The organism is Pseudoalteromonas sp. 1181_04 (genome assembly GCF_052850545.1).
On the sequence record NZ_VXCS01000005.1, the window covers coordinates 160,029 to 181,260 of the forward strand.

The 21,232-nt window shown below is 40.1% G+C and carries 23 protein-coding genes; 13 read left to right on the forward strand and 10 right to left on the reverse strand.

Going from position 1 to position 21,232, the window contains the following annotated elements:
- Positions 1-353 precede the first annotated feature (353 nt).
- Genes FW757_RS05715 through FW757_RS05730 form a run of 4 tightly spaced genes read left to right on the forward strand, consistent with a single transcriptional unit; the run spans position 354 to position 3,160 of the window.
- Positions 354-974, forward strand: a complete 621-nt coding sequence (locus tag FW757_RS05715; protein ID WP_182797648.1) for a MarC family protein — start codon at positions 354-356, stop codon at positions 972-974.
- A 36-nt stretch (positions 975-1,010) separates the two neighbouring features.
- Positions 1,011-1,649: a glutathione S-transferase family protein gene (locus FW757_RS05720; RefSeq protein WP_446440969.1), complete on the forward strand. Its 639-nt coding sequence runs from the start codon at positions 1,011-1,013 to the stop codon at positions 1,647-1,649.
- 11 nt (positions 1,650-1,660) lie between these two features.
- Positions 1,661-2,302 carry a glutathione S-transferase family protein gene (locus tag FW757_RS05725; protein ID WP_182717312.1) on the forward strand — a complete coding sequence of 214 codons (642 nt, stop codon included), beginning with the start codon at positions 1,661-1,663 and terminating at the stop codon, positions 2,300-2,302.
- 36 nt (positions 2,303-2,338) lie between these two features.
- The gene (locus tag FW757_RS05730) at positions 2,339-3,160 is read left to right on the forward strand and encodes an alpha/beta hydrolase (protein WP_310736931.1); all 822 of its coding nucleotides are present in this window, start codon (positions 2,339-2,341) and stop codon (positions 3,158-3,160) included.
- Positions 3,161-3,240: 80 nt separating this feature from the next.
- On the opposite strand, the gene FW757_RS05735 is transcribed toward FW757_RS05730, so the two are convergent.
- The 4 genes from FW757_RS05735 to FW757_RS05750 all read right to left on the reverse strand — a co-directional run bounded on the left by FW757_RS05735 (position 3,241) and on the right by FW757_RS05750 (position 5,714).
- Positions 3,241-3,450, reverse strand: a complete 210-nt coding sequence (locus FW757_RS05735; RefSeq protein ID WP_016706518.1) for a cold-shock protein — start codon at positions 3,448-3,450, stop codon at positions 3,241-3,243.
- A 185-nt stretch (positions 3,451-3,635) separates the two neighbouring features.
- Positions 3,636-3,845 (reverse strand): cold-shock protein, encoded by a 210-nt coding sequence (locus FW757_RS05740; protein ID WP_149980327.1) that lies wholly within the window; start codon positions 3,843-3,845, stop codon positions 3,636-3,638.
- 407 nt (positions 3,846-4,252) lie between these two features.
- On the reverse strand, positions 4,253-4,702 hold the full coding sequence (locus tag FW757_RS05745) for a GyrI-like domain-containing protein (protein WP_145238947.1): 450 nt from the start codon (positions 4,700-4,702) through the stop codon (positions 4,253-4,255).
- Positions 4,703-4,844: 142 nt separating this feature from the next.
- On the reverse strand, positions 4,845-5,714 hold the full coding sequence (locus FW757_RS05750; protein WP_149980328.1) for a LysR family transcriptional regulator: 870 nt from the start codon (positions 5,712-5,714) through the stop codon (positions 4,845-4,847).
- Between the two features lie 103 nt (positions 5,715-5,817).
- Here FW757_RS05750 and FW757_RS05755 point away from each other — a divergent pair, with 103 nt between their 5' ends.
- Complete coding sequence (locus tag FW757_RS05755) at positions 5,818-6,318, forward strand: lactoylglutathione lyase family protein (RefSeq protein ID WP_149980329.1); 501 nt, start codon at positions 5,818-5,820, stop codon at positions 6,316-6,318.
- A 126-nt stretch (positions 6,319-6,444) separates the two neighbouring features.
- Here the strand turns inward: FW757_RS05755 and FW757_RS05760 are convergent, their stop codons facing one another.
- From FW757_RS05760 to FW757_RS05775, 4 genes are read right to left on the reverse strand one after another with little or no spacing between them, the layout of a single operon-like run.
- Positions 6,445-7,179, reverse strand: a complete 735-nt coding sequence (locus tag FW757_RS05760) for a HugZ family pyridoxamine 5'-phosphate oxidase (RefSeq protein ID WP_182717315.1) — start codon at positions 7,177-7,179, stop codon at positions 6,445-6,447.
- Positions 7,176-7,967 carry a heme ABC transporter ATP-binding protein gene (locus FW757_RS05765; RefSeq protein WP_446440970.1) on the reverse strand — a complete coding sequence of 264 codons (792 nt, stop codon included), beginning with the start codon at positions 7,965-7,967 and terminating at the stop codon, positions 7,176-7,178. Before FW757_RS05765 ends, FW757_RS05760 begins: the two co-directional genes overlap by 4 nt.
- Entirely contained in the window at positions 7,967-9,013 is a 1,047-nt protein-coding gene (locus FW757_RS05770; RefSeq protein WP_446440971.1) for a FecCD family ABC transporter permease, read from the reverse strand. The genes FW757_RS05765 and FW757_RS05770 overlap by 1 nt, the downstream gene beginning before the upstream one ends.
- On the reverse strand, positions 9,010-9,819 hold the full coding sequence (locus FW757_RS05775; RefSeq protein ID WP_446440972.1) for a heme/hemin ABC transporter substrate-binding protein: 810 nt from the start codon (positions 9,817-9,819) through the stop codon (positions 9,010-9,012). Before FW757_RS05775 ends, FW757_RS05770 begins: the two co-directional genes overlap by 4 nt.
- Before the next feature lie 143 nt (positions 9,820-9,962).
- Between FW757_RS05775 and FW757_RS05780 the strand changes: the two genes are divergently transcribed.
- From FW757_RS05780 to FW757_RS05810, 7 genes are all read left to right on the forward strand, one after another.
- Entirely contained in the window at positions 9,963-12,044 is a 2,082-nt protein-coding gene (locus FW757_RS05780; protein WP_446440973.1) for a TonB-dependent hemoglobin/transferrin/lactoferrin family receptor, read from the forward strand.
- Between the two features lie 362 nt (positions 12,045-12,406).
- On the forward strand, positions 12,407-13,027 hold the full coding sequence (locus tag FW757_RS05785; protein ID WP_145238924.1) for a fused MFS/spermidine synthase: 621 nt from the start codon (positions 12,407-12,409) through the stop codon (positions 13,025-13,027).
- The gene (locus tag FW757_RS05790; RefSeq protein ID WP_149980333.1) at positions 13,020-13,904 is read left to right on the forward strand and encodes a spermidine synthase; all 885 of its coding nucleotides are present in this window, start codon (positions 13,020-13,022) and stop codon (positions 13,902-13,904) included. Before FW757_RS05785 ends, FW757_RS05790 begins: the two co-directional genes overlap by 8 nt.
- A gap of 283 nt (positions 13,905-14,187) precedes the next feature.
- Positions 14,188-14,661 (forward strand): TlpA disulfide reductase family protein, encoded by a 474-nt coding sequence (locus FW757_RS05795; RefSeq protein ID WP_182732002.1) that lies wholly within the window; start codon positions 14,188-14,190, stop codon positions 14,659-14,661.
- 220 nt (positions 14,662-14,881) lie between these two features.
- Positions 14,882-15,358, forward strand: coding sequence for a MarR family winged helix-turn-helix transcriptional regulator (locus FW757_RS05800; protein ID WP_182717320.1), 477 nt, complete (start codon positions 14,882-14,884; stop codon positions 15,356-15,358).
- A 3-nt stretch (positions 15,359-15,361) separates the two neighbouring features.
- The gene (locus FW757_RS05805; protein ID WP_149980335.1) at positions 15,362-16,423 is read left to right on the forward strand and encodes an HlyD family secretion protein; all 1,062 of its coding nucleotides are present in this window, start codon (positions 15,362-15,364) and stop codon (positions 16,421-16,423) included.
- Between the two features lie 12 nt (positions 16,424-16,435).
- Positions 16,436-17,479: a DUF2955 domain-containing protein gene (locus FW757_RS05810; protein ID WP_149980336.1), complete on the forward strand. Its 1,044-nt coding sequence runs from the start codon at positions 16,436-16,438 to the stop codon at positions 17,477-17,479.
- A 158-nt stretch (positions 17,480-17,637) separates the two neighbouring features.
- On the opposite strand, the gene FW757_RS05815 is transcribed toward FW757_RS05810, so the two are convergent.
- Positions 17,638-18,795, reverse strand: coding sequence for a benzoate/H(+) symporter BenE family transporter (locus FW757_RS05815; RefSeq protein WP_446440974.1), 1,158 nt, complete (start codon positions 18,793-18,795; stop codon positions 17,638-17,640).
- Positions 18,796-19,034: 239 nt separating this feature from the next.
- Complete coding sequence (locus FW757_RS05820; protein ID WP_149980338.1) at positions 19,035-20,036, reverse strand: ATP-grasp domain-containing protein; 1,002 nt, start codon at positions 20,034-20,036, stop codon at positions 19,035-19,037.
- Between the two features lie 461 nt (positions 20,037-20,497).
- Here FW757_RS05820 and FW757_RS05825 point away from each other — a divergent pair, with 461 nt between their 5' ends.
- Positions 20,498-21,202, forward strand: coding sequence for a hypothetical protein (locus FW757_RS05825; protein ID WP_182830952.1), 705 nt, complete (start codon positions 20,498-20,500; stop codon positions 21,200-21,202).
- The last annotated feature ends 30 nt before the right edge of the window (positions 21,203-21,232 follow it).

Here is a 21,232-nt window from a genome sequence, read left to right on the forward strand (position 1 = left end):
TCATAACAATTAACTTGCTACTGAATGTAATACTTTGATTGATAAACCTTGTTGAAGTTCATCCCTTATACCAATATAGAATATTAACGATTAAAAACTAGATCTAGATCAATACTTTAAAACGATTGCAGCCATCTATAAATTAGATGCAGTTTCCTAAAGTAAGTTAGCTACAGCCATGCAAAACCCTTTTTTAATGGTGGGCCCTTTTGAAAATTAACATCAGTACTTAAGCTATAAATATAGCGCGCTAATCAACTGTGGCAGTTTGCTTATAAATATTTAAAATTAATCCAATTGTTTAAATTAAAATGTTACTTTCTAAACAGCTATTAAAATAGGGTGGAAAATGCATGATTGACTTTATTGCTGTTTTTATTACTTTTTTTGCTGTTATTGACCCCATAGGCACGGTGCCAGTATTTGTTGCCGTGACCGAAAAGTACGATGCAAAAACGAAACGGCGCATTGCACTAATGGCTACATTGGCTTCGGCCGCAGTGCTGATATTTTTTGTCGTGATTGGCGAAATAATCTTAAAAGCCTTATCTATTCCCTTACCTGCGTTTCAAATTTCAGGGGGAATTGTTTTATTTTTATTTGCATTGAGTATGATATTTGGTGATAGCAAACCCGAAGAAGAACTCAAGCTGCTTGTTAAATCGGATAAAGAAACCGCTATTTATCCGATTGCTGTTCCCTCGATTGCCAGTCCTGGCGCTATTTTAACGGCTGTATTGTTAACAGAAAACGCTATTTTTAGTATTTGGGAACAACTGCAAACAGCGTTAGTTATGCTATCTGTTTTGATTGTGGTTTATATATTAATGCTGCTATCGGGCTATATCAGTAAAGTGGTTGGCAGTAGTGGCGCCAGCGTTATTAGCCGTGTGATGGGGCTAATTTTATCGGCAATTGCTACAACAAATATACTTACAGGGTTTACAGAGTATTATAAATCGGTGGTAGTTTAATGTATGGTTGATATTAAAGTGTAACAAGGACTTATTGTGTACAAACTATTTTATTACCCGCTCAACGCCAGTATGGCGCCGCACTTTATCCTCGAAGAACTGCAAACTGATTTTGAATTAATTTTAGTGGATAGAAAAAACGAGGCTCATAAAGCAGCCAGTTATTTATCCTTGAACCCCGCAGGGCGAATACCTACATTATTGGACGCTCAACAAGTCGTTTTTGAAAGTGCCGCTATCTGTATTCATCTTACTGAAGCACATCCTGCTAAGATGCTTATTCCGCAAATAGGTGAGCACAATCGAGCTGCGTGCTTGCAATGGATGATGTATCTAACGAATACCTTGCAAGCTGAGCTCATGGTCTACTTTTATCCGCAGCGCCATAGTATCGATAGCAGTCATATCAGTGCCATTGTCGCTGCACAAGAAAAGCGAATTGCCGACATATTTGCTTTACTGGATGCCCAGCTGGAAAATCAAACATTCTTAGTTGGTGAGCAACTTAGCATCTGCGATTTTTACTTGTTTATGCTTGCGATATGGGCGGATGAACTAAAACAACCACCGCTTTCTTTTGAGTACCTCAACAAGTATTTACGTCGCTTAGCTAAGCGAGAGTCGATTATTAACGTGTGTAAAAAAGAAAATCTCAGTTTGGTTGATTATCAATAATAGGAATTACAATGAAAGTTTATGGAAGAACAACCTCGTTTAACGTACAAAAAGTACTCTGGTTTCTGGATGAGCTGGGCATGAGTTATCAGCATATTGAAGTGGGTGGTCGTTTTGGCGGCCTTGATAGTGATGACTTTTTAGCATTGAACCCGTTGCAAAAAGTGCCGGTACTTGTGGATGGCGATAATGTTATTTGGGAGTCGCACAGTGTACTACGCTATTTGGCGGCAAGTTATGGCACTACAGATTGGTATTATGCATCGCCCTATCAGCGTTCGTTATATGAGCGCTGGATGGATTGGTCACAGGTGATTTTTCAACCTGCTTTTATGGCCACATTTTGGGGCTATTACCGTAAAACGCAAAAAAACCGTTGTATGGAGCAAATCACACGGGACATACAAGAGTGCGAGCAATGCTTACAGATAATTGAACAACAGCTAAGTCATGCCCCCTATCTTGCCGGTGGTAAAATGACCCTGGCTGATATTTGTGTGGGAGCCATTTTACATCGCCTAACATCTCAGGGGTTAGCAATAACATTGCCGGAGCGAGTGACTCAGTGGTTTGAATTACTAAAAACCAGAGCTGGCTATCTAAAATGGATTATGAGTGATTTTACTGAGCTCCAAGGGCGTGAAGACTTTTAATTTTGTTTTAACGCTTTTAACTAAACAAGGATTATAGTGAAATATTTATTATTAGCTGCGATGCTACTTATCACTTTTAGTAGCGCGGCCGAACAGGCATTTGAAATACCCAGAAGCTCGGTGGTTAAACTTATCGATCAGCAAAGCAAGGTGAGCTATCCAGTATTTATAAAGCTCCCGCGAAGCTACAGTCGAAATAAGGATAAAACATACCCTGTTGTTTACTTGCTCGATGGCTCGTATGCGTTTCAAGTGGCATCGGGAGCGACACGTTTTCCTATGAACAGCGGTAAAATGGATGAAGCAATACTCGTTGCCATTGGTTATTCGCAAGGATCTAAAGGCTCATCAAGCCGAATACGTGATTTCACCCCAAGTAAAGCCAAAGATTGGCAGTTAGAGACCGGTAAAGCCGCGCAACATATCGATTTTATAGCTGATGTGGTGTTTGAACATATGAAAGCTAACTACCGAATAAAGCCAAAGCAACGTACTTTAGTGGGAAATTCTCTTGGCGGTTTATTTGCCGCTTATGTGCTTTTTACTCAGCCTAATATGTTTGAAAGTTACATTATCGGTAGCCCGTCGGTGTGGTTTGATAATGAGAGCATACTATCTCAGCCGATTACTAAAGCTAAGCAAAACGTTAGGGTTTACTTATCGGTAGGTAGTAAAGAGACATCTGAATTTGGCGAAGGGCAAGATATGGTAACGGGAGCGAACAAGCTTGCTGACAAAATACGGCAAAGTAATGATCAGCAGGTGCAATTGCAGTTTTCTATAATAGATGGCGCAAAACATGCGACGGCATTTCCAACCACGCTGATCCAAGGTTTAGATTGGCTTTATGCAAAATAGCGCAGACATTAAAAAGCCCACTGATAAATTAATATCAGTGGGCTTTTAATACGTTAAAACGTATTAACTAAAACAATCGTTTAGATACAAACGATGTTTTCAGCTTGTGGGCCTTTTTGACCTTGAGTAACAGTAAACTGTACACGTTGGCCTTCAGCTAGAGTTTTGAAGCCGTCACCGCTGATAGCGCTGAAATGAGCGAAAACGTCAGGACCTGACTCTTGCTCGATAAAACCAAAACCTTTAGCTTCGTTGAAAAATTTAACTGTACCAGTTGTAGTAGTAGACATAATAGATATCCTAGATATTAATAAAAGTGTGCCTAAAATCAGGCGGTTTAGCTGAAAAAACAAGTATTTAACTGAGGATAACGCGATGAATTATTACTAATAACAACGTGGTACGTACAAATAAACAGAATTTCTTTCAAACTTATAGTGCATTAACGGGTTATCACTAACCCATTAATTAAAAATTAGATGCAAACGATATTTTCAGCTTGCGGGCCTTTTTGACCTTGAGTAACAGTAAACTGTACACGTTGGCCTTCAGCTAGAGTCTTAAAGCCATCGCTTGAGATTGCGCTGAAATGAGCAAAAACGTCAGGGCCTGACTCTTGTTCAATAAAACCAAAACCTTTAGCTTCGTTAAACCATTTTACTGAACCAGTTGTTGTAGTAGACATAATAGAATCCTAAGAATTTATAAAAGTTCGCCTTAATGTAGGCAATTTAACAGGAAGAAAACAAGCATTTAACTGAGGATAGCGCGAAGGATTATTACTAATAACAACGTGGTACTTACAAATAAACAGGGCTTTCTATCAACCCGATGCAGAGCAGGATAACAGTAACTTAAACCATATAACAAGCTTTATTTACTTTTCTTTTTAAAGCCAAGTTAATTTTGTGAACATATATTGATTAAATAAGAACAGTCGTAGCCATGCTTACCGTCTCTGCATTCGCTTTGTTAAAGTGATCTAGGTATGGAGTGTAGACTTATTTTTAATTGGGGAAGTGCGAAATCCCACACTCCCCCCCACGAAAAAAAGGAACTCAGCGCTCATTTGAACAGCGACAGACTCCTTATTTATTCAGCAATTGCGATCGCTATTTCTACTTCAGTTGCGGTTTTATAATATTCATAGTCGCTGGTATAAGTACGAGTGTAACGACAATCATCTGAGCTAAAGTATTGCCAAATTTCACCCCATAAATCAATTATAGCGTCGGGCATTTCGCCTTCGCCACTAAAGACTAAATAACTCCCTGCGTGCGTTGTAACTGTTACTGAATCACGAAGGTTAATTGATTGCTCATCGCTACAGGCAATGACATCAAAATCACCGGTCACATCGCTCTCGTAGTTAGTGTAAACACCAAAGACTTTACTGTCTTTTGTGAGTTTTGAGGTATATTTTTCGCCAAATTTTTGCCAAAGCTCAGCTATCTTTGCTGTGCCAGTATTCATTTCATTGGCATTGCATGTTCTTACTTTTAAGCCGGTTAAGGTCTTACTTGCTAGCTGTTTTACTTCCATTGAGACTATCCTTTAGCATTAATACTCAGTATTAACTTAACAGAAAAAGCATGAAGTATTTAATAAATACGCTATAAAAAAGGTTTATTTTTTGTTGGTGATTAAACCTTTTGTTGCAACGACTTCACTTTTTTGCAAACAGTTACAGCCCAGCTTTGATCACCTCGATCACTTTACTCATTCGTTTTGCCAAAGGCCGATTACGGTGATAACACACATAAATAGATTCGCTGATCGGGTGCTGTAATGGATGGACGTTAATCAACTGTGGTTTACTAAATGCACTCACAGCATGTGCTGGTAGCACAGTAAAACCTAGACCAAGGCTGACAGGTTCAAGAATTAAATTAATTTGGTTTGAAAAACCAGAGCGCTTTATTTGCTCAATGTGTTCAAATTCCGCGTAGTTTTCGCTTAATAATAATTGCGCATGATGCTTTGCATCAGGGTGAGCAATGAAGCCAAGTTCGCATAAGTTTTGCCAGCTTGGAGTTTGGTAATCGATTGGTGTAATTAATAATAGTGCATCTTGGCCGATTTTATGGCTGGTAACCTCGCTGAGTGTTGGGGCTTGAGTTAAAAAACCAATATCAGCATTGTGATTAGCAACGGCCTGTTCCACGCTTTCGTTTGGGGCAAAGCGATAATCAATAGTGAGTGCTTTATGTTGCCCTTGTAAATCAAGTAATTGATTATAAAACTTAAGCCCGCAACTGCCTGGTGATTGAATCTTTATATTGCCACTGTAGGGTGAGTCGTCATGCAGTTGTTGCTCTAAAAACTGCCACTCTTTTAGTAACTGACTTCCTTTTTGATATAAGCCTTGCCCTTGTGCGGTAAGGGTAAACTGCTTGCCATGGCGTTCAAGCAATGCGCAATTAACCTGCTGCTCTAACTTTTTAATGTGTTGGCTTACGCCTGACTGGGTCATATAAAGGCGTTCTGCAGTTTGGGTAAAGTGATTTACTTCCACTAAGGTGCAAAAGGTATGTAACCATGTAGGATTTATCATTATAAAACGTACTCAAAATGATGATTAATGATAATTTTACTTAATACAGGTCGGTTCGTAAACTAACTCCATCAACTAAGCATAGTTAAACAGGAGCATTATTATGAGTCATACCTATCCACGTAGTTTTTCGCACATTGGAATTTCGGTCCCCGATGTTGAAAAAGCCGTTGAGTTTTACACCAAAGTAATGGGTTGGTACACCATTATGGAGCCGACTTTAATTACCGAAGACAAAAGCCCAATAGGCGAAATGTGTACTGAAGTATTTGGTGAACAATGGGAAAAATTTAAAATAGCGCACCTTTCAACAGGTGATCGTATTGGTGTAGAAATTTTTGAGTTTAAAAATCAAGAAAACCCAGCTGACAACTTTGAATACTGGAAAACCGGTATATTTCATTTTTGTGTTCAAGATCCAGATGTAGAAGGCCTTGCTGAGCGTATTGTTGAAGCTGGCGGTAAAAAGCGTATGGAAGCACCCCGTTACTACTATCCAGGTGAAAAACCGTATCGCATGATCTACATGGAAGACCCGTTTGGTAACATTCTCGAGATTTACAGCCACAGTTATGAGCTTATTTACAGCGCAGGTGCATACTAAATTTATTGGCATCAGTGTTAAATTGTAACAGCCGCAGCTTAGTTACTGCGGCCTCTGATACCGAAAATGCACTACTGGGTTAGTAGTGCTAAGCGTTATAACCACACATGTGATTCATTTGTTTTCTTATGCTGGCTCTTCTATGCTATTGCGAGCATTTGTGGTTAAGGCAACAAGCGCTTTTCGCACTGCTTGTGGTGTCTCGCACACGTTTTCAAAGCTAATAAAATAATTACGTTGTTGGCTTTGAATATAAAACCCCTGTGGCAGTATGCCACTCATAACCGGTGCATTATCTGATACGCAATAATGCTGAGCTAATATTAGCGCCATTGCATTTTGATGATCTTCATTCATGTGGGTGATCATGCTTTGTTCTTGATCTTCGTCCCAGCTTTTAGCAGCGCTTTGCCACTCATCTTTTTCAAGCCAAAATATTTTCCCAAAGCCGCCAATAAAGCGAACTCGCACAACATCTAATTGCCATAATTTAAAGTCGTGGGCGTTCCGATAACTGTCAGCTTCTGGGTATAACGCTATGTATTTGTTAAGCAGTATTTCGGCCTGAGGGCCTGCAACTTCACAACCATCGCCCACCAATGTGACTCGGCCATGCTCGTTTTGGTCGCCACGGTCAGCGGCATCAAAAATAGTTAAGCTCATTCGAGAATCGTGCTTTAAGTTTTTAGTGTGTTGGGCTATATCGCTAATAAAAAAGTAGATGCGGCCTTGCTCATCACACATATAAGGGGTTACCGAACCAAACGGATAACCTCTTAAGTTGTAAGAAATAGTCGACATAACACCAGCATGGGTTTTAAAAACCAGCTTTTGTGCATCGCTTAATGCTTGCTCTCTCATGAAAACTCCTGACGTTGAGAAAAAACCATGGGTGCATTGTTATATGGATGAAAATTAACATGCAGTTTCATGGCGTACATTTGTTGTAAATTAGATTCTGTAAGTACTGTGTTTATTGGCCCGCTATCGAGTATTTTTTGATCGTGTAATAAAATAGCGTCGGTTGCGTAAAGGCTGGCCAAATTTAAATCGTGAATGGCTATAATGGCACTGTTGCCCTGCTCTACAAATGCTTTAACACAACTCAATAGAGCATGTTGATGGCGCATATCTAGTGCTGATGTAGGTTCATCAAGCAGCATCAATTTAGGCTTGGTATGAGTAGAAAAAGCATCTAATTGAGCCAAAGTACGCGCCATATGAACGCGCTGTTGCTCACCGCCTGAAAGCTTACTGACACGGCGGGATAAGTACTGGGTTAAGTCCATGAGTGCGGCATACTTGTGGACTTTTTCAGCTTGCATTTTAAGAGACTCGGCATAGGGGTAGCGTCCCATTGCAATGAGCTCAAATACACTAAAATCAAAGCCAACAAGATTGCTTTGCATCATTACTGCTCGTTGAGTGGCTAAGTGTGCTTGAGACAATGTACTCAGAGGATAATTGTTAAACCGTACTTCGCCTTTAAAGTCATAATGCCCGGCTAAAGCATGCAGCAGTGTTGATTTTCCTGCGCCATTTTCGCCTATCAGCGCGACTAGTTGAGCTTTTGCAATGTGCCCACTTATGTTTTTTAAAACACTGTGATTGCCAAAACCAACACTTAGGTTATTAAAAGTAATCATCATTACCCTCGCTTAGTTTTAATGATCAGATAAATAAACAAAGGTGCGCCAAGTAGCGCGGTAATAATACCAATGGGTAACTCTGCAGGCATAACAACTAAACGTGCTAACCAGTCAGAAAGCAGCAGCACAACAACGCCTAATAACATGCACAGCGGTAACATTTTACGTAAATGCGGGCCAACCATTAAACGGGCAATGTGTGGCACAACTAAGCCAACAAAACCTATCAAGCCAGTAAGTGCTACAACGGCACCAACACCTAATGCCACGAGTATAATTACATACAGTTTAAGCTTGTCTGTGTTGACACCTAAATACTGTGCTTGAGACTCGCCAATCAATAGTAAGTTCATCGGTTCTTTGAGTCGCCACAGACCAAGAATACTCAGTAGCAATAATGGTGTTGCTTGAGTTATGGCATCCCAATTGGCACCACCTAATGAGCCCATCGTCCAGTAGTTAATTAATCTAAGCGCACTATCGTCAGCGAAATAGCTTAATAAGCCAATAACAGCAAAGGATAAAGAATTGATCGCAACCCCCACTAAAATTAGTGTGGTTATATTGACCTGCCTATGCTGCTTAGCAATTAAATACACTAAAGAGGTCACTAACAATGCCCCTAAAAATGCGGCATAAGGTAAATAGTATTGAGCATTAAAATTAAACTGGGCGCTAAATGCTATAAAGGCGACCGCGACCATGGCTGCGCCTGCGCTAATACCAATAATTGATGGATCAGCCAAAGGATTACGACACAAAGCTTGCGTTGCAGCGCCAGTTTGGGCAAGCACTAAGCCAACCAATACAGCTAGTACAAATCGAGGTAGACGTATTTGCGTGACCACATTGATTTGTAGCGCATCAAATTGATTAAAATACTCTGGGGCAATCCATGCGATGGCTAAACGCCAATCCCAGCCTGCGGGGCCATATCCGATGCTCAGTAGTGCTAGAGCAAAAATACACACAGTAATTAGCAGCATCCACTTTTGGTTTGCAGCTATAGAAACAGGCTTAAAACGGCTCAAAGTTAATGTGTTCATAAGGTAGCTTTATAGTCGCTTAATTCTTTAATACCCGTGGCTATGCGCGGCGACATTCCCAGTGATAGCAGGCTATCCATCACCAATAATCGGCACTGCTTTGCAGCTGTTAATAAGCGCAGTGTTGGTTGATTACAAAAAGCCTCTTTACCGCCAAGGCTATAAACAACATGGGCTGGTGCGATTAAAAAATCGGGCTGTTTTACGGCAAGTACTTCGTTATTTATTACTTTAAAACCTTTGTGCGTAGCGCCTAAATTAGTGACTCCAGCATAATCAAGTAATAAGTCAGCAACCGTGTCAGTGCCCGCAGTAACAAGCCCGCGCTCATTAGCTGAGAGTAAAAATAAAGCGCTGTGTGTTTCGATGGTCGCTTTTGGGGGCAATGAATTTTTTATTTGGGCTACCAGCGCTTGGGCTTTGTTGTTCGCATTTAAGTCTTTACCAAGGCGTTTAACAAGATTTAGTAAGTCATTAATTGAGTTTGGTTTTTTATAGTGGATAAGCTCTACACCAGTGGCTTCTATTTGTGCAAGCGCTTGTGCTCGTCCTGCTCCTTCAAGTGCTAAGAGTTTAGTTGGGCGCACCGAAAGTACACCTTCTGCGGCTAAATCACGGTAATAACCAATTTGATCGAGCTGTGTCGCTTGCTTTGGATATAGGCTCGATTGATCCACCGCGACAAGGGTATCTTGCTTATCTAAGGCAAAAATAATTTCAGTTAATGTACCGCCAGCACTCACTATACGCTCCTGCGCGCTTAGGGGGGGAACAGTCAATAAAATCAATATAAAAAGGTATCTCATAAAAAAACTCCAATCATTATTTTCGATTATTACACTCAACCAAATGCAAATGAAAATGATTATCATAAATAATTGATCTTGTTTTTAGTTAGTTGTAACATCCCTTTCCTACTAAATAACAACAATTATCATTTGGAGTTAATGTGAATTTTCCTTCTTTTCAACTTACTGCTTTAGCAACGTTACTAATTGGTTCGGGCTCTGCCATTGCCGAGGAGACAATTGGTGAGCATATTGTTGTCAGTGGTTCTCGGTTTGAACAAAAACTTGAAGACGTAACAGGCTCTGTAACTGTGATTACAGAGCAAGACATAGAACGTAAATTGGCTGTTGATTTACAAACAATGTTTCGTTATGACCCCAGTATATCAAGCACGGGCAGTGGCTCTGCGGCTCAAACGCTTTCAATTAGAGGAGTCGGTGGTAACCGCGTGGTGTTTATTAAAGATGGCCGTCGAACTAACGATGGTTATGCTGGCGGAGACGGCTATTTGGTTGGCCGTAGCTATTTTGATGTCGCTGGGATAAAGCAAGTTGAAGTTGCCAAGGGAGCCGCGTCTTCATTGTATGGTTCAGATGCACTGGGTGGTATTGTGGTGATCACCACTAAAGATCCGAGCGATTATTTATTAAACGAAAATAGTTTTGCTCAAGTGGCGCTTGGATATCAAGGTCAGAGTAATCAAATGTCGGTAGATATTACTGCGGCTAAAGATTTGGGAGATTTAGGTGTTAGTGCCGTTTATAGCCACCGAGATAGCGAAGAAGTACAAAACTTTACTGAAAACCTACCTGGTTATGATGCTAAATCAGATTCGTTATTGGTTAAACTAGAGCAGCAACTTGATGAAAAGCGCACGTTAAAATACACCTTAGATTATTTTAATCAAACTACTGAACAAGTAATCACCAAAGCGAGCCAAGAAACTAAAGACGAAAATACTAATTGGTCGCTAGCGCTGGATTACGACTCAAAAGCGGCCACAGCAGCGTTTGATCAATGGCATTGGCAAGTATCGTTTAGTCGTTATGAGCAGCAAAGTGATCAAATTAGTGCTACAGCAGCGCATACCGATTACAACGACTATGGCTTTGAACAAGATATTTTAGGGTTAAGGGCTGTATTTAATAAAAAAATAGCCTTACAAGATGCGACCCACAACTTTGTTTATGGTGCTGACGTAGATATATACGATACAACACGTCCACGTTATAAAACACGCTTATTGGCTGATGGAACAGTCGATTTTACAGATCAAAAACAAAAAGCTTTTCCTGGCGCTGATACCTCTTTAGTGGGCGTTTTTATGCAAGACAATATTAAATTTGCAAATAGCGCGTGGTCTTTGATTGCAGGTGTACGCTTTGATTATTATTCATTAGCAGCTAAAGATGATGAGCTTTATAGCGATGCTGAGCTTGATGACATTACCGAATCTGCGTTTTCACCAAAACTTGGGATGATTTATCAAGTTAATGATAATTTATCTTGGTATGGGCAATATGTACGTGGTTTTAAAATTCCCCCGCATGATCAAGCTTATCAAAGCCATGGTGTTGAACCATTTTATCAAATATTACCAAACGCAGATTTAGCACCCGAAAGCAGCGACTCATATGAGCTTGGCATGCGCTTTTCTGGTAATGATATCAACGTTACTTTAAGCGCATTTTACGCCGCTTATGATGACTTTATTGATGTTGCAATTGCAGGTGTTGAGCCAACGTTCATACCGAATGTAAATAAAACTTTTTACCAATACCAAAATATTAGTGAAACACAGATCAGCGGAGTTGAAGCGAGCTTGTTGATGCATGTAAGCGATAATGTTTTAGTTGAGGCAAATGTTGCATATGTTGAAGGCGAAAACAAAGAAACAGACGAGCCGTTAACCAGTATCAGTCCATTTAACGGTTCAATACAGTTAACAACAGCACTTGGCGATATTGATTGGACCGCAGCATGGCGCTTTGCTAAATCACAGTCTGATGTAGTGCGAGATGCAAGTGGTGATAAAACAACGCAAGGATATGGTTACGGTATTGTGGATTTATACGCAAGTTATGAATGGCAAACATGGCAGCTAAATGTGGGCGTAATTAACCTGCTAGATAAAAAATATGTACCCTTTGAACTGATTGCAGGGCAATCTCAGGGGGCTGATTTTAGCCAATATACTCAGCCCGGGCGTAACTTTTCTGCCCGCGTAAGTTATCAGTTTTAAAACGTAATCAACGCTGCGCGTAAGTGCAGCGTTTTAAACTTACTACTTTTTTACTTATTCATTGAGTCTTTGCCTAGATGATGTAAAAAGAGTCGTGGTTTTAAAGTTAATAAAGACTGTAAAGGGGGTTAACAGTTGCTAAACAACATGCATCATATTTGGCGCATTAATACTTTGCAGGCTAGCGAAATTAATCCCTATTCTATGATGGCTGACTTTATGTTGCCCCATAACTAAAGTGAGACTGTCTTGGTTTATAAAAGTAGCTTTGAGTTATGTTAGCTCGATTAATTATTACACTGGCGGCTATGTTTACATCACGTTAGTATAGTGCTTCAAATAAGTTACAAAATGATAATTACATGACTTTAAAAACCAATGCTTTAATTTATTTTTTAGCCTTTAGTAGCGGCTTTAGTATTATGGGAATAGAACTACTTGGCGGGCGAATTTTAGCGCCTTTTTTTGGTAGTAGTGTGCATATTTGGGGCAGTATTATTACTGTGTTTATGCTCAGCTTATCGTTTGGCTATTTATTGGGAGGAAAGCTTTCAATTCGCCAGCCTTCGTTAACCAAATACGGTTTAATATTTTTAGTTGCCAGTATTATGGTGCTGCCCATTGCATTATTTGCCCAGCCAATTATGGCGTATATTTTTTCTCACATAGAAGACAGCCGTTATGGCTCGTTATTGGCCTCTACAGCGTTGTTTTTTGTCCCTACTATTATTTTAGGCATGATTTCGCCTTACTCTGTGCGTTTATTAGTGACCGATAGCGAGCACAGCGGCCAAGTCGCTGGCGGCTTGTATTTTGTCAGCACCTTAGGCAGTGCCTTAGGGACTATTATTACCTCGTTTTACATGGTGCTAGCGTTTGATGTGAATACCATTATTTTGGGTTTCGCGACGACATTAGGGCTATTAGGTTTATTGGCAATTGGCGTAAATCAATTAGCTAACAAGGAGAAACACAATGTTTAAGTATTTACTCGTGACCTTACTGTTAATTGGGTTTAGCAGCCAAGCTAAGGTGATCCATCAAGAGCGGTCGCTTTATCGTAATATTTTAGTTGAAGAGACCGGCGATTTACGCTGTTTAAAGTTTGACGAAAAAGCCCGTAAAAGCAGTCAAAGTTGCATATATAAAAGCAACCCACAAAAGCTAGTGTTTAATTATACCAAACTCACTTTTGCCAGTTTACTACTGATAGACAATCCAAAAAATGTACTCATTATCGGGCTTGGCGGCGGCACCTTATCAAATGTGATCAGCGAGCTATATCCTGACGCAATGATTGAAAATGTTGAAATTGATCCCGCAGTTATAAAAGTGGCGCGTGATTATTTTGCTTTTAAAGAGAACGATAAAGTTACTTCGAAAGTACAAGATGGGCGTATTTTTATTAAACGCGCAGCAATCCAACAAGCCAAGTATGACTGGATTATTCTTGATGCATTTAATGGTGATTACATCCCTGAGCATTTACTTACTAAAGAGTTTTTTGCGGAAGTGAAAAGTGTACTGGCTGATGGTGGCGTAGTAGCGGCAAATACCTTTTCATCAAGCAAACTTTATGAGCATGAATCTGCCACTTATGAAGCGGTATTTGGTGACTTTATTAATGTGAGCACTGAGAAAAATAGTAATCGAATTATTTTAGCTGGCTTTAATAAATTTCCAAGTCCTGTGCAGCTAGCACAGCGAATAGAAAAGCTAACCCCGTTATTAGCCCCCTATCGCGTTGATATCAAAGCGGTGAGCGAAGGGATGATTTCGACCAAAGATAATAAAGACTGGCCTAGCGATACAAAAGTACTCACTGATCAGTACTCACCCGCAAACTTACTCAATTTCTAAAGTTTACGGCCATTTGTTACTACACTTAGGCCAGCTTGCTGGCCATCAAAGCTAACTGCTAATTCCCCCTTTTTAAGTTAATACCCGATTAAATTTCTAATCGAGTCTTCCCTCATAGATTAGTTTAAGGTTCCTGCTGCTGCACTGATAGATAGTGTGCTTTGAGCGAAAGTTATAGTTAGGCTTGTCTTAAGTATTTCTTAAGAATTGCCTGCTATTGTTAAACTAATTATTTTTAGGGGCTTAAAAAGTGGTGATTTTTTCTCGGTCTGTATCACGGTTTATGCTTGTGACGGCACTTTTTACTGCTATGGCGAGTGCGCCAGTGTTAAGTAAAGAAACCGTTGTGCCAGTTATCTCCAGTCAGCAACAACTAACCGATAAGTTAGCAGAGCTTAAAGGCCAAGTGGTATTTTTAGATTTTTGGGCTTCGTGGTGTACACCTTGTCGTAAGTCTTTTCCTTGGCTTAATGAAATGCAAACAAAATACCAATCGCAAGGCTTTACGGTGTTGGCAGTTAACTTAGATGTTGAGCATCAAGATGCGGTTGATTTTTTAGCACACACTCCCGCTGATTTTCCTATTATTTATGATCCTGATGCACTAATAGGCAAACAATTCGATTTACTCGGTATGCCAAGTAGTTATGTGTACGGCCGTGATGGCAAAATAAAATATCGCCATATTGGCTTTAAGAACAGTAAAAAAGCGCAATATGAGCAAGAAATAACTCAGTTATTAGCCGTTCAGCCTTAAGAAGAGGTAACGATGAAAAAATTAATAAAATAGCCTCCTTATAATGTTACTTGGTTCACAATTCCTCCCCCATTGGATTATTCGCTAATTTGCTCAACACAGTGATATTAAATCGTTTTTAAAGCCCTCTTTGCCGTTATTTTTTTAGAGCGTTTCAATATTTACTTAGCATGCTAAGTAATGTTAAACTAGTTAGCATGCTAAGTAACTAGGTACTATTATGATTTCATCACCTCCTTTTCATGAAACTTTAGATTTAAGTTTATGCGGTAGCATGGGGCGCGTTTTCCGACTCTGTCGCGATGCCGTTACTCTCGCTGTTGAGCCTTTAGGGTTAACACAATCTCGTTGGACTGCGATGATCCATATCCATCATTTAAAACAAGGTGTTACACAACAAGAACTGGCTAGCAGTTTGGGGATTGAAATGCCTTCGCTAACGCGAACAATTAAACAGTTAGAGCAACAAGCGATTATTGTTCGTCGCATTGATAGCGATGATAAACGTAGTCGTAAAATCTATTTTACTGAGCAAGGATTACTATTATTAGATGCGCTCAGAGATATTATGGCTGAGGTTAAAACACAACTTTATGCAGAACTTACAACGCAGCAGCTTGATACTATGGCCTATGGTTTAGTGCAAATGGAAGCCAATGCTCGACGTTGTATTAGCCACTTTTCTGGAGAGAAATAATTCATGACACCGGATCAAAAATTTGCCCGCTATGTAAAAATATCATTAGTTGGGTTTATTTTATTGTTCGCTTACTTTGTCGTTGCCGATATGTTTTTACCGGTTACTCCGCAAGCGCGCGTATATCACCCTGTAGTGCAAGTAACGCCACAAGTGAGTGGCCGCGTGAACCAAGTATTGGTGAATAATAATCAAGCGATTAAAACGGGTGAAGCGCTATTTTTAATAGAAGCAGCTCCTTTTAAATTAGCACTAGAGCAAGCACAACTGGCTTATGCTGATGCGCAGTTGCAAAACCAGCGCTTAGACAGCAGTGTTAAAGCGATACAGGCTCAGCTAGCCGCTGGAAATGCCAAGCTGCATGAGCAACAGTTGTTATTTGATCGCAGTGAATCGTTATTGAAAAAACGGTCTATATCGGAGCAAGAGTACGAAACAATTAGCGCTAATTATCAATCAAGTAAAGCGAATGTCGCAGCTATTGAAGCACAGTTAACCGAGGCAAAACTGGCACGTGGGCAATTAGGCGAAGACAACCTAGCATTACGCCATGCGCAAAACCAACTGGCACAAGCGAAACTCAATTTATCATACAGCATAGTGACTGCTGATGCTGATGGTAAAGTCGCAAACTTGCAAGTAAGCACCGGAACATTTGCTAATAAAGGTCAACCGATGTTAGCTGTTGTGGCCAATAAAGCTGATTTAGTGGCTGATTTTCGTGAAAAGTCGTTAGTTAATATTAAAGTGGGCAGCAAAGCAAAAGTAACGTTTGATGCTCTGCCAGGCCAAGTATTTGCTGCTACAGTGAACTCTTTTGAAGCTGGCGTAAGTAATGGGCAGCTCAATGCTAATGGCTTATTGAGCAGTACTGAAAGCAGTAATCGCTGGGTTCGTGATGCGCAGCGCCAACGTATTCACATTGATTTAGAGCAAGCACAGCTATTAAGTAAACTACCTAGTGGTGCACGTGCAACAGTGCAGCTACTGCCTGAGTCAGTAATTGGGCAATGGTTTGGTGTCATGCAAATTCGCTTTATCAGTTTACTGCATTACATTTACTAATAAGGCTTTATTATGTCTGCATCAGTCCCTGTAAAACTAGACCAGAATGGCCTTCGGCAAGCATTACGTATCGCTGGCGGCAGCGCGTTAGGATTTAGTTTATGTAAATTGATGAATTGGCCAAATGGTATTTTCTTCACCGTTTATCCTATGTTGTTATTAGGATTAGTGCCGATTTTAAATGCACATATCATTCGTCAGTTTTTTGCCAGCGCGGCATTTAGTGGGTTATTTGTATTAATAGTACAGGGGTTATTTTCTCATTTACCAGTGGCGATGACCTTGCTGTGCTTTTTAGCGTTTGCATTTTTGTTTTATCAAATGAGCTGCGGTGCTAACTTTTTGTTTGGTGCTTTAAGTGTCGTTAGTTTATCTATTCAACTGCACTTTTCTAGTTATGTTGGTAATGGCACAAGTATTTATCCGTTGATCATCAGCAATGGTTTAGCAGTCGTAGTGACCGTGTTAGCGGCGGTATTAATGCACTTTGTATTTCCTGATGTTGCACCACGCCAAGGTCGGGTGATGCCAACAAAAGCAAAAGAGAGTATTCGCCACGAAGTACTGTTGTGCGCTACGGTTGCTACACTGTCGTTTGTGATTTTTCAGGTATTTGATTTACAAGATTCAATTTCAGCACAAGCGGCATCGATCTTAATTTTGTTTCCATTGTGCTGGAAAGCCGCTGGCATGGCTGGTTGGCAACGAGCAATTGGCACATTAATTGGTTGTAATTTAGCGTTAGTATCGCAGCTGTTTTTGTATAATCACACCGATATTCTGATTTTTCCGGCGCTGATCTTGTGGGTTTTAACCTTTATATTTAGCCGTTATCATATTTTAGGTGGCGGTATCCCTGGTGTTGGATTTGGGGTTATTACCACATTTGGAATTTTATTTGGTCAGTCTCTCGGACCTGGGCAAGACTTGGTTTACAGTGCGCTTTATCGGTTTTCGTCTGTATCGGTTGCGATAATCGTGAGTTTATGTGCGGTGTATATTATGCATCATATTCTTAACCGGTTTAGTGTCACCCGTCATCATACTTTCGACTAATATAATAACCGCCTTAGTCAGTTCCTTATGCACTAGGGCGGTTATTACTTTGTTATACTAACAGTGTTTAAATAATGATCACTTTAGGCGTGAGTTTATAAACCACTAATTAACACAATCGCTACTCAACGATGCGTTAAGCTGATTTATTGCGAGTGTTATTTTCGCGGGATCAACCATAAAGTCAGCGCGCCTAACAATATCCCCCAAAATGCCGAGCCAATAGAAAATAAAGTAAGATCAGAGGCGGTGACCAAAAAAGTGATCATTGCCGCTTCAGTGTAGTAACTATCAGACAAAGCTTGCTGTAAGCTCGAGGCAATGGTGGTGAATAAAGCAATCCCCGCCAAGGCTAAAATAAGTGCTTGTGGCAAACTTGCCACTAAACCCACTAGAGTCGCTGCTCCAGTCGCCATCAGGATATAAAAGCCACCGCCCGCGATACTTGCCCAGTAACGCTTTTTAGGGTCGCTGTCGGCATCTTCACTCATGCAAATTGCCGCAGTAATAGCTGCTAAATTAATGGCATAACCACCAAAGGGGGCAATAAGGATATTACTAAAACCAGTGACATTGAGCGCTGCAGAGATGGGGGCTGGGTAATTATGTGCTTTTAACACTGCAATGCCTGGCAAGTTTTGTGAAGTCATAGTGACGATATAAAGCGGAATACCTACGCTGATCATCGCTTGTAAATTAAATTCAGGAGCGATAAACGCAAACTCGCTCATTTTCCATTGCCAACTGCTGGTATCTATTTGTCCTGTAACGCCTGCCATTACAAACCCGGCAATCAGTACTATAAGCATTGAAAAACGTGGCATTAAACGCTTACAGACTAAATAAACCAGCACCATCGCACCAATTAGCAATGGTTTTTCACCCATAAAGTTAAATACATCTATGCCAAAAGTCACTAAAACACCGCCAAGCATTGCACAGGCAATTTGACTCGGGATACGTTGCATTATTTTTTCAAACCAGCCAGTGATCCCTGAAATAAATACCAGTAAAGCACTGAACATAAATGCGCCTACAGCTTGATTTAAACTATAACCTTGGGCACTGGTAATGAGTAAAGCGGCACCGGTTGTTGACCAGGCAATTAAAATTGGGATTTTATAGTAGTACGATAAGCCAATTGAAGTGACACCCATCGCAAGACCTAACATAAGCACCCAACTTGCAACGAGCTCCGCTGTGCCACCTAGCACAATAACGACTTGGTAAATAAGTGCGATAGAGCTGGTAAAACCGATGATCACCGCAACTAAGCCCGCAGTTAAACGGTTTAATAGTTGATTTGATAGTTGCATGTGGTTCCTAAATCGTTGAATTCAATCGTTCTATTTATACACAAATATTACTTTGATGCTAGGGCGTGTTTATCTTTCGAGGTTACTTATGACTAAGGTCTTACTGATTGGAGAAAGTATTTATGTTCTTAGGTAGTGATAAAGTGTTAGATTTGTAATGGCGACGGTGTAACAGTTTTCACACGTCACCAATGACAGCTTAGTATACAAAGCAATAGTCGTTATTTACGACTAAAATTTTACTGTACTACAGCGCTTAATTTGGGGCTTGGAGTTGGCTGTTCCATCGCTGCTTTACTGTCTTCATCCAAGGCTAAGCTTAAATTCTCTGGGCGGTCAAAAATACCCAAGCGAATGCGAATAAAATGCAAGATTTCACGAGCCACATTGATCCCCAGTGCAGCTTCTAAGCCTTCAAATCCAGGGCTTGAATTTGCTTCGCAAATTTTAAAGTGATTATCATCAAATAATAAATCAATACCAGCAACGTCTAAATTGAGTACATTAGCTGTTTGTGTAGCTAACCATTCAATCTCTGGAGTAATTGGGTGCGGTTTACCAGTGCCACCTGCACTCACGTTCGCTTTAAAGTTTTTACCGCCAGAGTTTCGCTCCATACATGCGACAGCACGGCCACCAATAGTGAGTACTCGCAAATCACGACCATGGCTAGATTTAACAAACTGTTGCAAGATGATATTAGCTTGCGGGTTGGCGGCTTCAATTAATTGCATTAAATCGTCAAATTCGCTTTTTGACTTTGATAAAAATACGCCACTGCCCTGCGAGCCTGAAAGTGTTTTAATCACCACTGGAAAGCCTATTTGCCTATCTACTAAGTCGATATTTACTGGAAATTTTACCAGCATAGTATTTGGTGTAGGTAAGTTACGCTCAGCTAAAATTTGCTGTGCAAACAGTTTATCTTTTACCGTCTCAATTGATTGTGAGCTATTAACGCAGTACACCCCTAGTCGCTCGAGATGGCGAATAATTGCTAGTGCAAAATAGGTGGTGCTGGCGCCCATGCGAGGAATAACAAAGTCAGGCAAAGTTGTGGTTACACCGTCAATTAGAATGCTTTTGCCATCTTCGCGGGTGATAGTTAAATCAAATTGATCGGGAGAGAAAACTTGTAAATCGATACCTTCTTCTTTTGCTGCGGCCAGTAAACGCTCTACTTCGTAGGTCTCTTGTTTTAGTAATCCAGCACTGTCTTTATAAATGATCCAGCCACGCATGGTATTTCCTCTTGAGTATTGATCCGCAGCTCACAGAAAAAATAGGCTCACTACGTTATAGATGTTCACAGTCACTTATGATGATGAGAGTCTGCGGCAAAAGACGCGGAGTATGAGGTTCATCTGATGTGCAGTAAAACAAATAAATTTTATCGTCACGATAATATTATTTTTCAGATCTCATTTTGGTTAATCAATAGTCGGTGTTTTTTTATTGCAATAAAGTATGTAACTGTAAAAGGTATAATTGATAAGTTAATGTTAACTTAAAAGGTTGTGTTATGAGGGTGAAAGTTAGCTTTTAATAGGTTTTGTTTGATGAAATTATTAACCATAAGATTAATATGATAAATATTTAAAAAGACTGTTTTTATTTTCGGTAACAAATTTATGCTTGCGCTTTAATTTACTCTGATGTAAAAATAACAATATATTAACTTTTAGATCTAAAAGAGAGACAAATGAAAAGGGCTATTGCATTTATAATTGTCGTTCCGATCAGCGCTTTTTTGCTATATGAGTTTGTTATCTACAAAGAAAGCAATGTCACCCATTCGGTTGCTGCGAGTGACGTTCAGTTATCGGGTATAGCGCCTAAGAAGCTAGCCGCTAAAGTATCAGCTGATATATCGTTGCCAAGTGTGTCAGCTACACAGCCAGCTGTAGTAGATCATACGTATGATGAATTTGATGCTATTAATCGTCTCTCAGAGAAAGCAGAGCAAGTTCTCAAAGCCTCAGGATTATTGCCTACAGATTTACATAACGAAGCTTATATCGAGTTCGATTTAGTGGCGCTCAGAAAGCTCAAGCAAGGTGATAATTTTGATCTAGCTATTCCACAAACTGCTGAAACTTTTAGTGCAGAGGTGACTAATATTATTGCAGCAAGCAATGGTGATAAAAGTATTTTTGGCCGAGTGCTTGGTGCTGATGGGCGATTTCACACCACCGTAATGACTATTGGCGAAGACGCTATATATGGTCAATTAACTGCACCAAGCGGTAATTATGTATTTGAAAGTAAAGGTCAATATGGTTGGCTTGCGGCAAAGCGAGATCTTTATAAAAATCATATGGAACATCAAGTAACGAAACAACCAACCCCTCAACCAAGTAATGGTGAAGATCCATTTGCGCCAAAACCTACGGGTAATAATTTATAGAAATTTAGCAAAATAAATTTTTATAAGGCA

Excerpts from the sequence above, each read along its gene's own strand:
- FW757_RS05715 (WP_182797648.1), top strand. The coding sequence starts at position 354 with ATGATTGACTTTATTGCTGTTTTTATTACTTTTTTTGCTGTTATTGAC.
- FW757_RS05725 (WP_182717312.1), top strand. The coding sequence starts at position 1,661 with ATGAAAGTTTATGGAAGAACAACCTCGTTTAACGTACAAAAAGTACTC.
- FW757_RS05735 (WP_016706518.1), bottom strand. The coding sequence starts at position 3,450 with ATGTCTACTACTACAACTGGTACAGTTAAATTTTTCAACGAAGCTAAA.
- FW757_RS05740 (WP_149980327.1), bottom strand. The coding sequence starts at position 3,845 with ATGTCTACTACAACAACTGGTTCAGTAAAATGGTTTAACGAAGCTAAA.
- FW757_RS05745 (WP_145238947.1), bottom strand. The coding sequence starts at position 4,702 with ATGGAAGTAAAACAGCTAGCAAGTAAGACCTTAACCGGCTTAAAAGTA.
- FW757_RS05750 (WP_149980328.1), bottom strand. The coding sequence starts at position 5,714 with ATGATAAATCCTACATGGTTACATACCTTTTGCACCTTAGTGGAAGTA.
- FW757_RS05755 (WP_149980329.1), top strand. The coding sequence starts at position 5,818 with ATGAGTCATACCTATCCACGTAGTTTTTCGCACATTGGAATTTCGGTC.
- FW757_RS05760 (WP_182717315.1), bottom strand. The coding sequence starts at position 7,179 with ATGAGAGAGCAAGCATTAAGCGATGCACAAAAGCTGGTTTTTAAAACC.
- FW757_RS05765 (WP_446440970.1), bottom strand. The coding sequence starts at position 7,967 with ATGATGATTACTTTTAATAACCTAAGTGTTGGTTTTGGCAATCACAGT.
- FW757_RS05770 (WP_446440971.1), bottom strand. The coding sequence starts at position 9,013 with ATGAACACATTAACTTTGAGCCGTTTTAAGCCTGTTTCTATAGCTGCA.
- FW757_RS05775 (WP_446440972.1), bottom strand. The coding sequence starts at position 9,819 with ATGAGATACCTTTTTATATTGATTTTATTGACTGTTCCCCCCCTAAGC.
- FW757_RS05785 (WP_145238924.1), top strand. The coding sequence starts at position 12,407 with ATGACTTTAAAAACCAATGCTTTAATTTATTTTTTAGCCTTTAGTAGC.
- FW757_RS05790 (WP_149980333.1), top strand. The coding sequence starts at position 13,020 with ATGTTTAAGTATTTACTCGTGACCTTACTGTTAATTGGGTTTAGCAGC.
- FW757_RS05795 (WP_182732002.1), top strand. The coding sequence starts at position 14,188 with ATGCTTGTGACGGCACTTTTTACTGCTATGGCGAGTGCGCCAGTGTTA.
- FW757_RS05800 (WP_182717320.1), top strand. The coding sequence starts at position 14,882 with ATGATTTCATCACCTCCTTTTCATGAAACTTTAGATTTAAGTTTATGC.
- FW757_RS05805 (WP_149980335.1), top strand. The coding sequence starts at position 15,362 with ATGACACCGGATCAAAAATTTGCCCGCTATGTAAAAATATCATTAGTT.
- FW757_RS05810 (WP_149980336.1), top strand. The coding sequence starts at position 16,436 with ATGTCTGCATCAGTCCCTGTAAAACTAGACCAGAATGGCCTTCGGCAA.
- FW757_RS05815 (WP_446440974.1), bottom strand. The coding sequence starts at position 18,795 with ATGCAACTATCAAATCAACTATTAAACCGTTTAACTGCGGGCTTAGTT.
- FW757_RS05820 (WP_149980338.1), bottom strand. The coding sequence starts at position 20,036 with ATGCGTGGCTGGATCATTTATAAAGACAGTGCTGGATTACTAAAACAA.
- FW757_RS05825 (WP_182830952.1), top strand. The coding sequence starts at position 20,498 with ATGAAAAGGGCTATTGCATTTATAATTGTCGTTCCGATCAGCGCTTTT.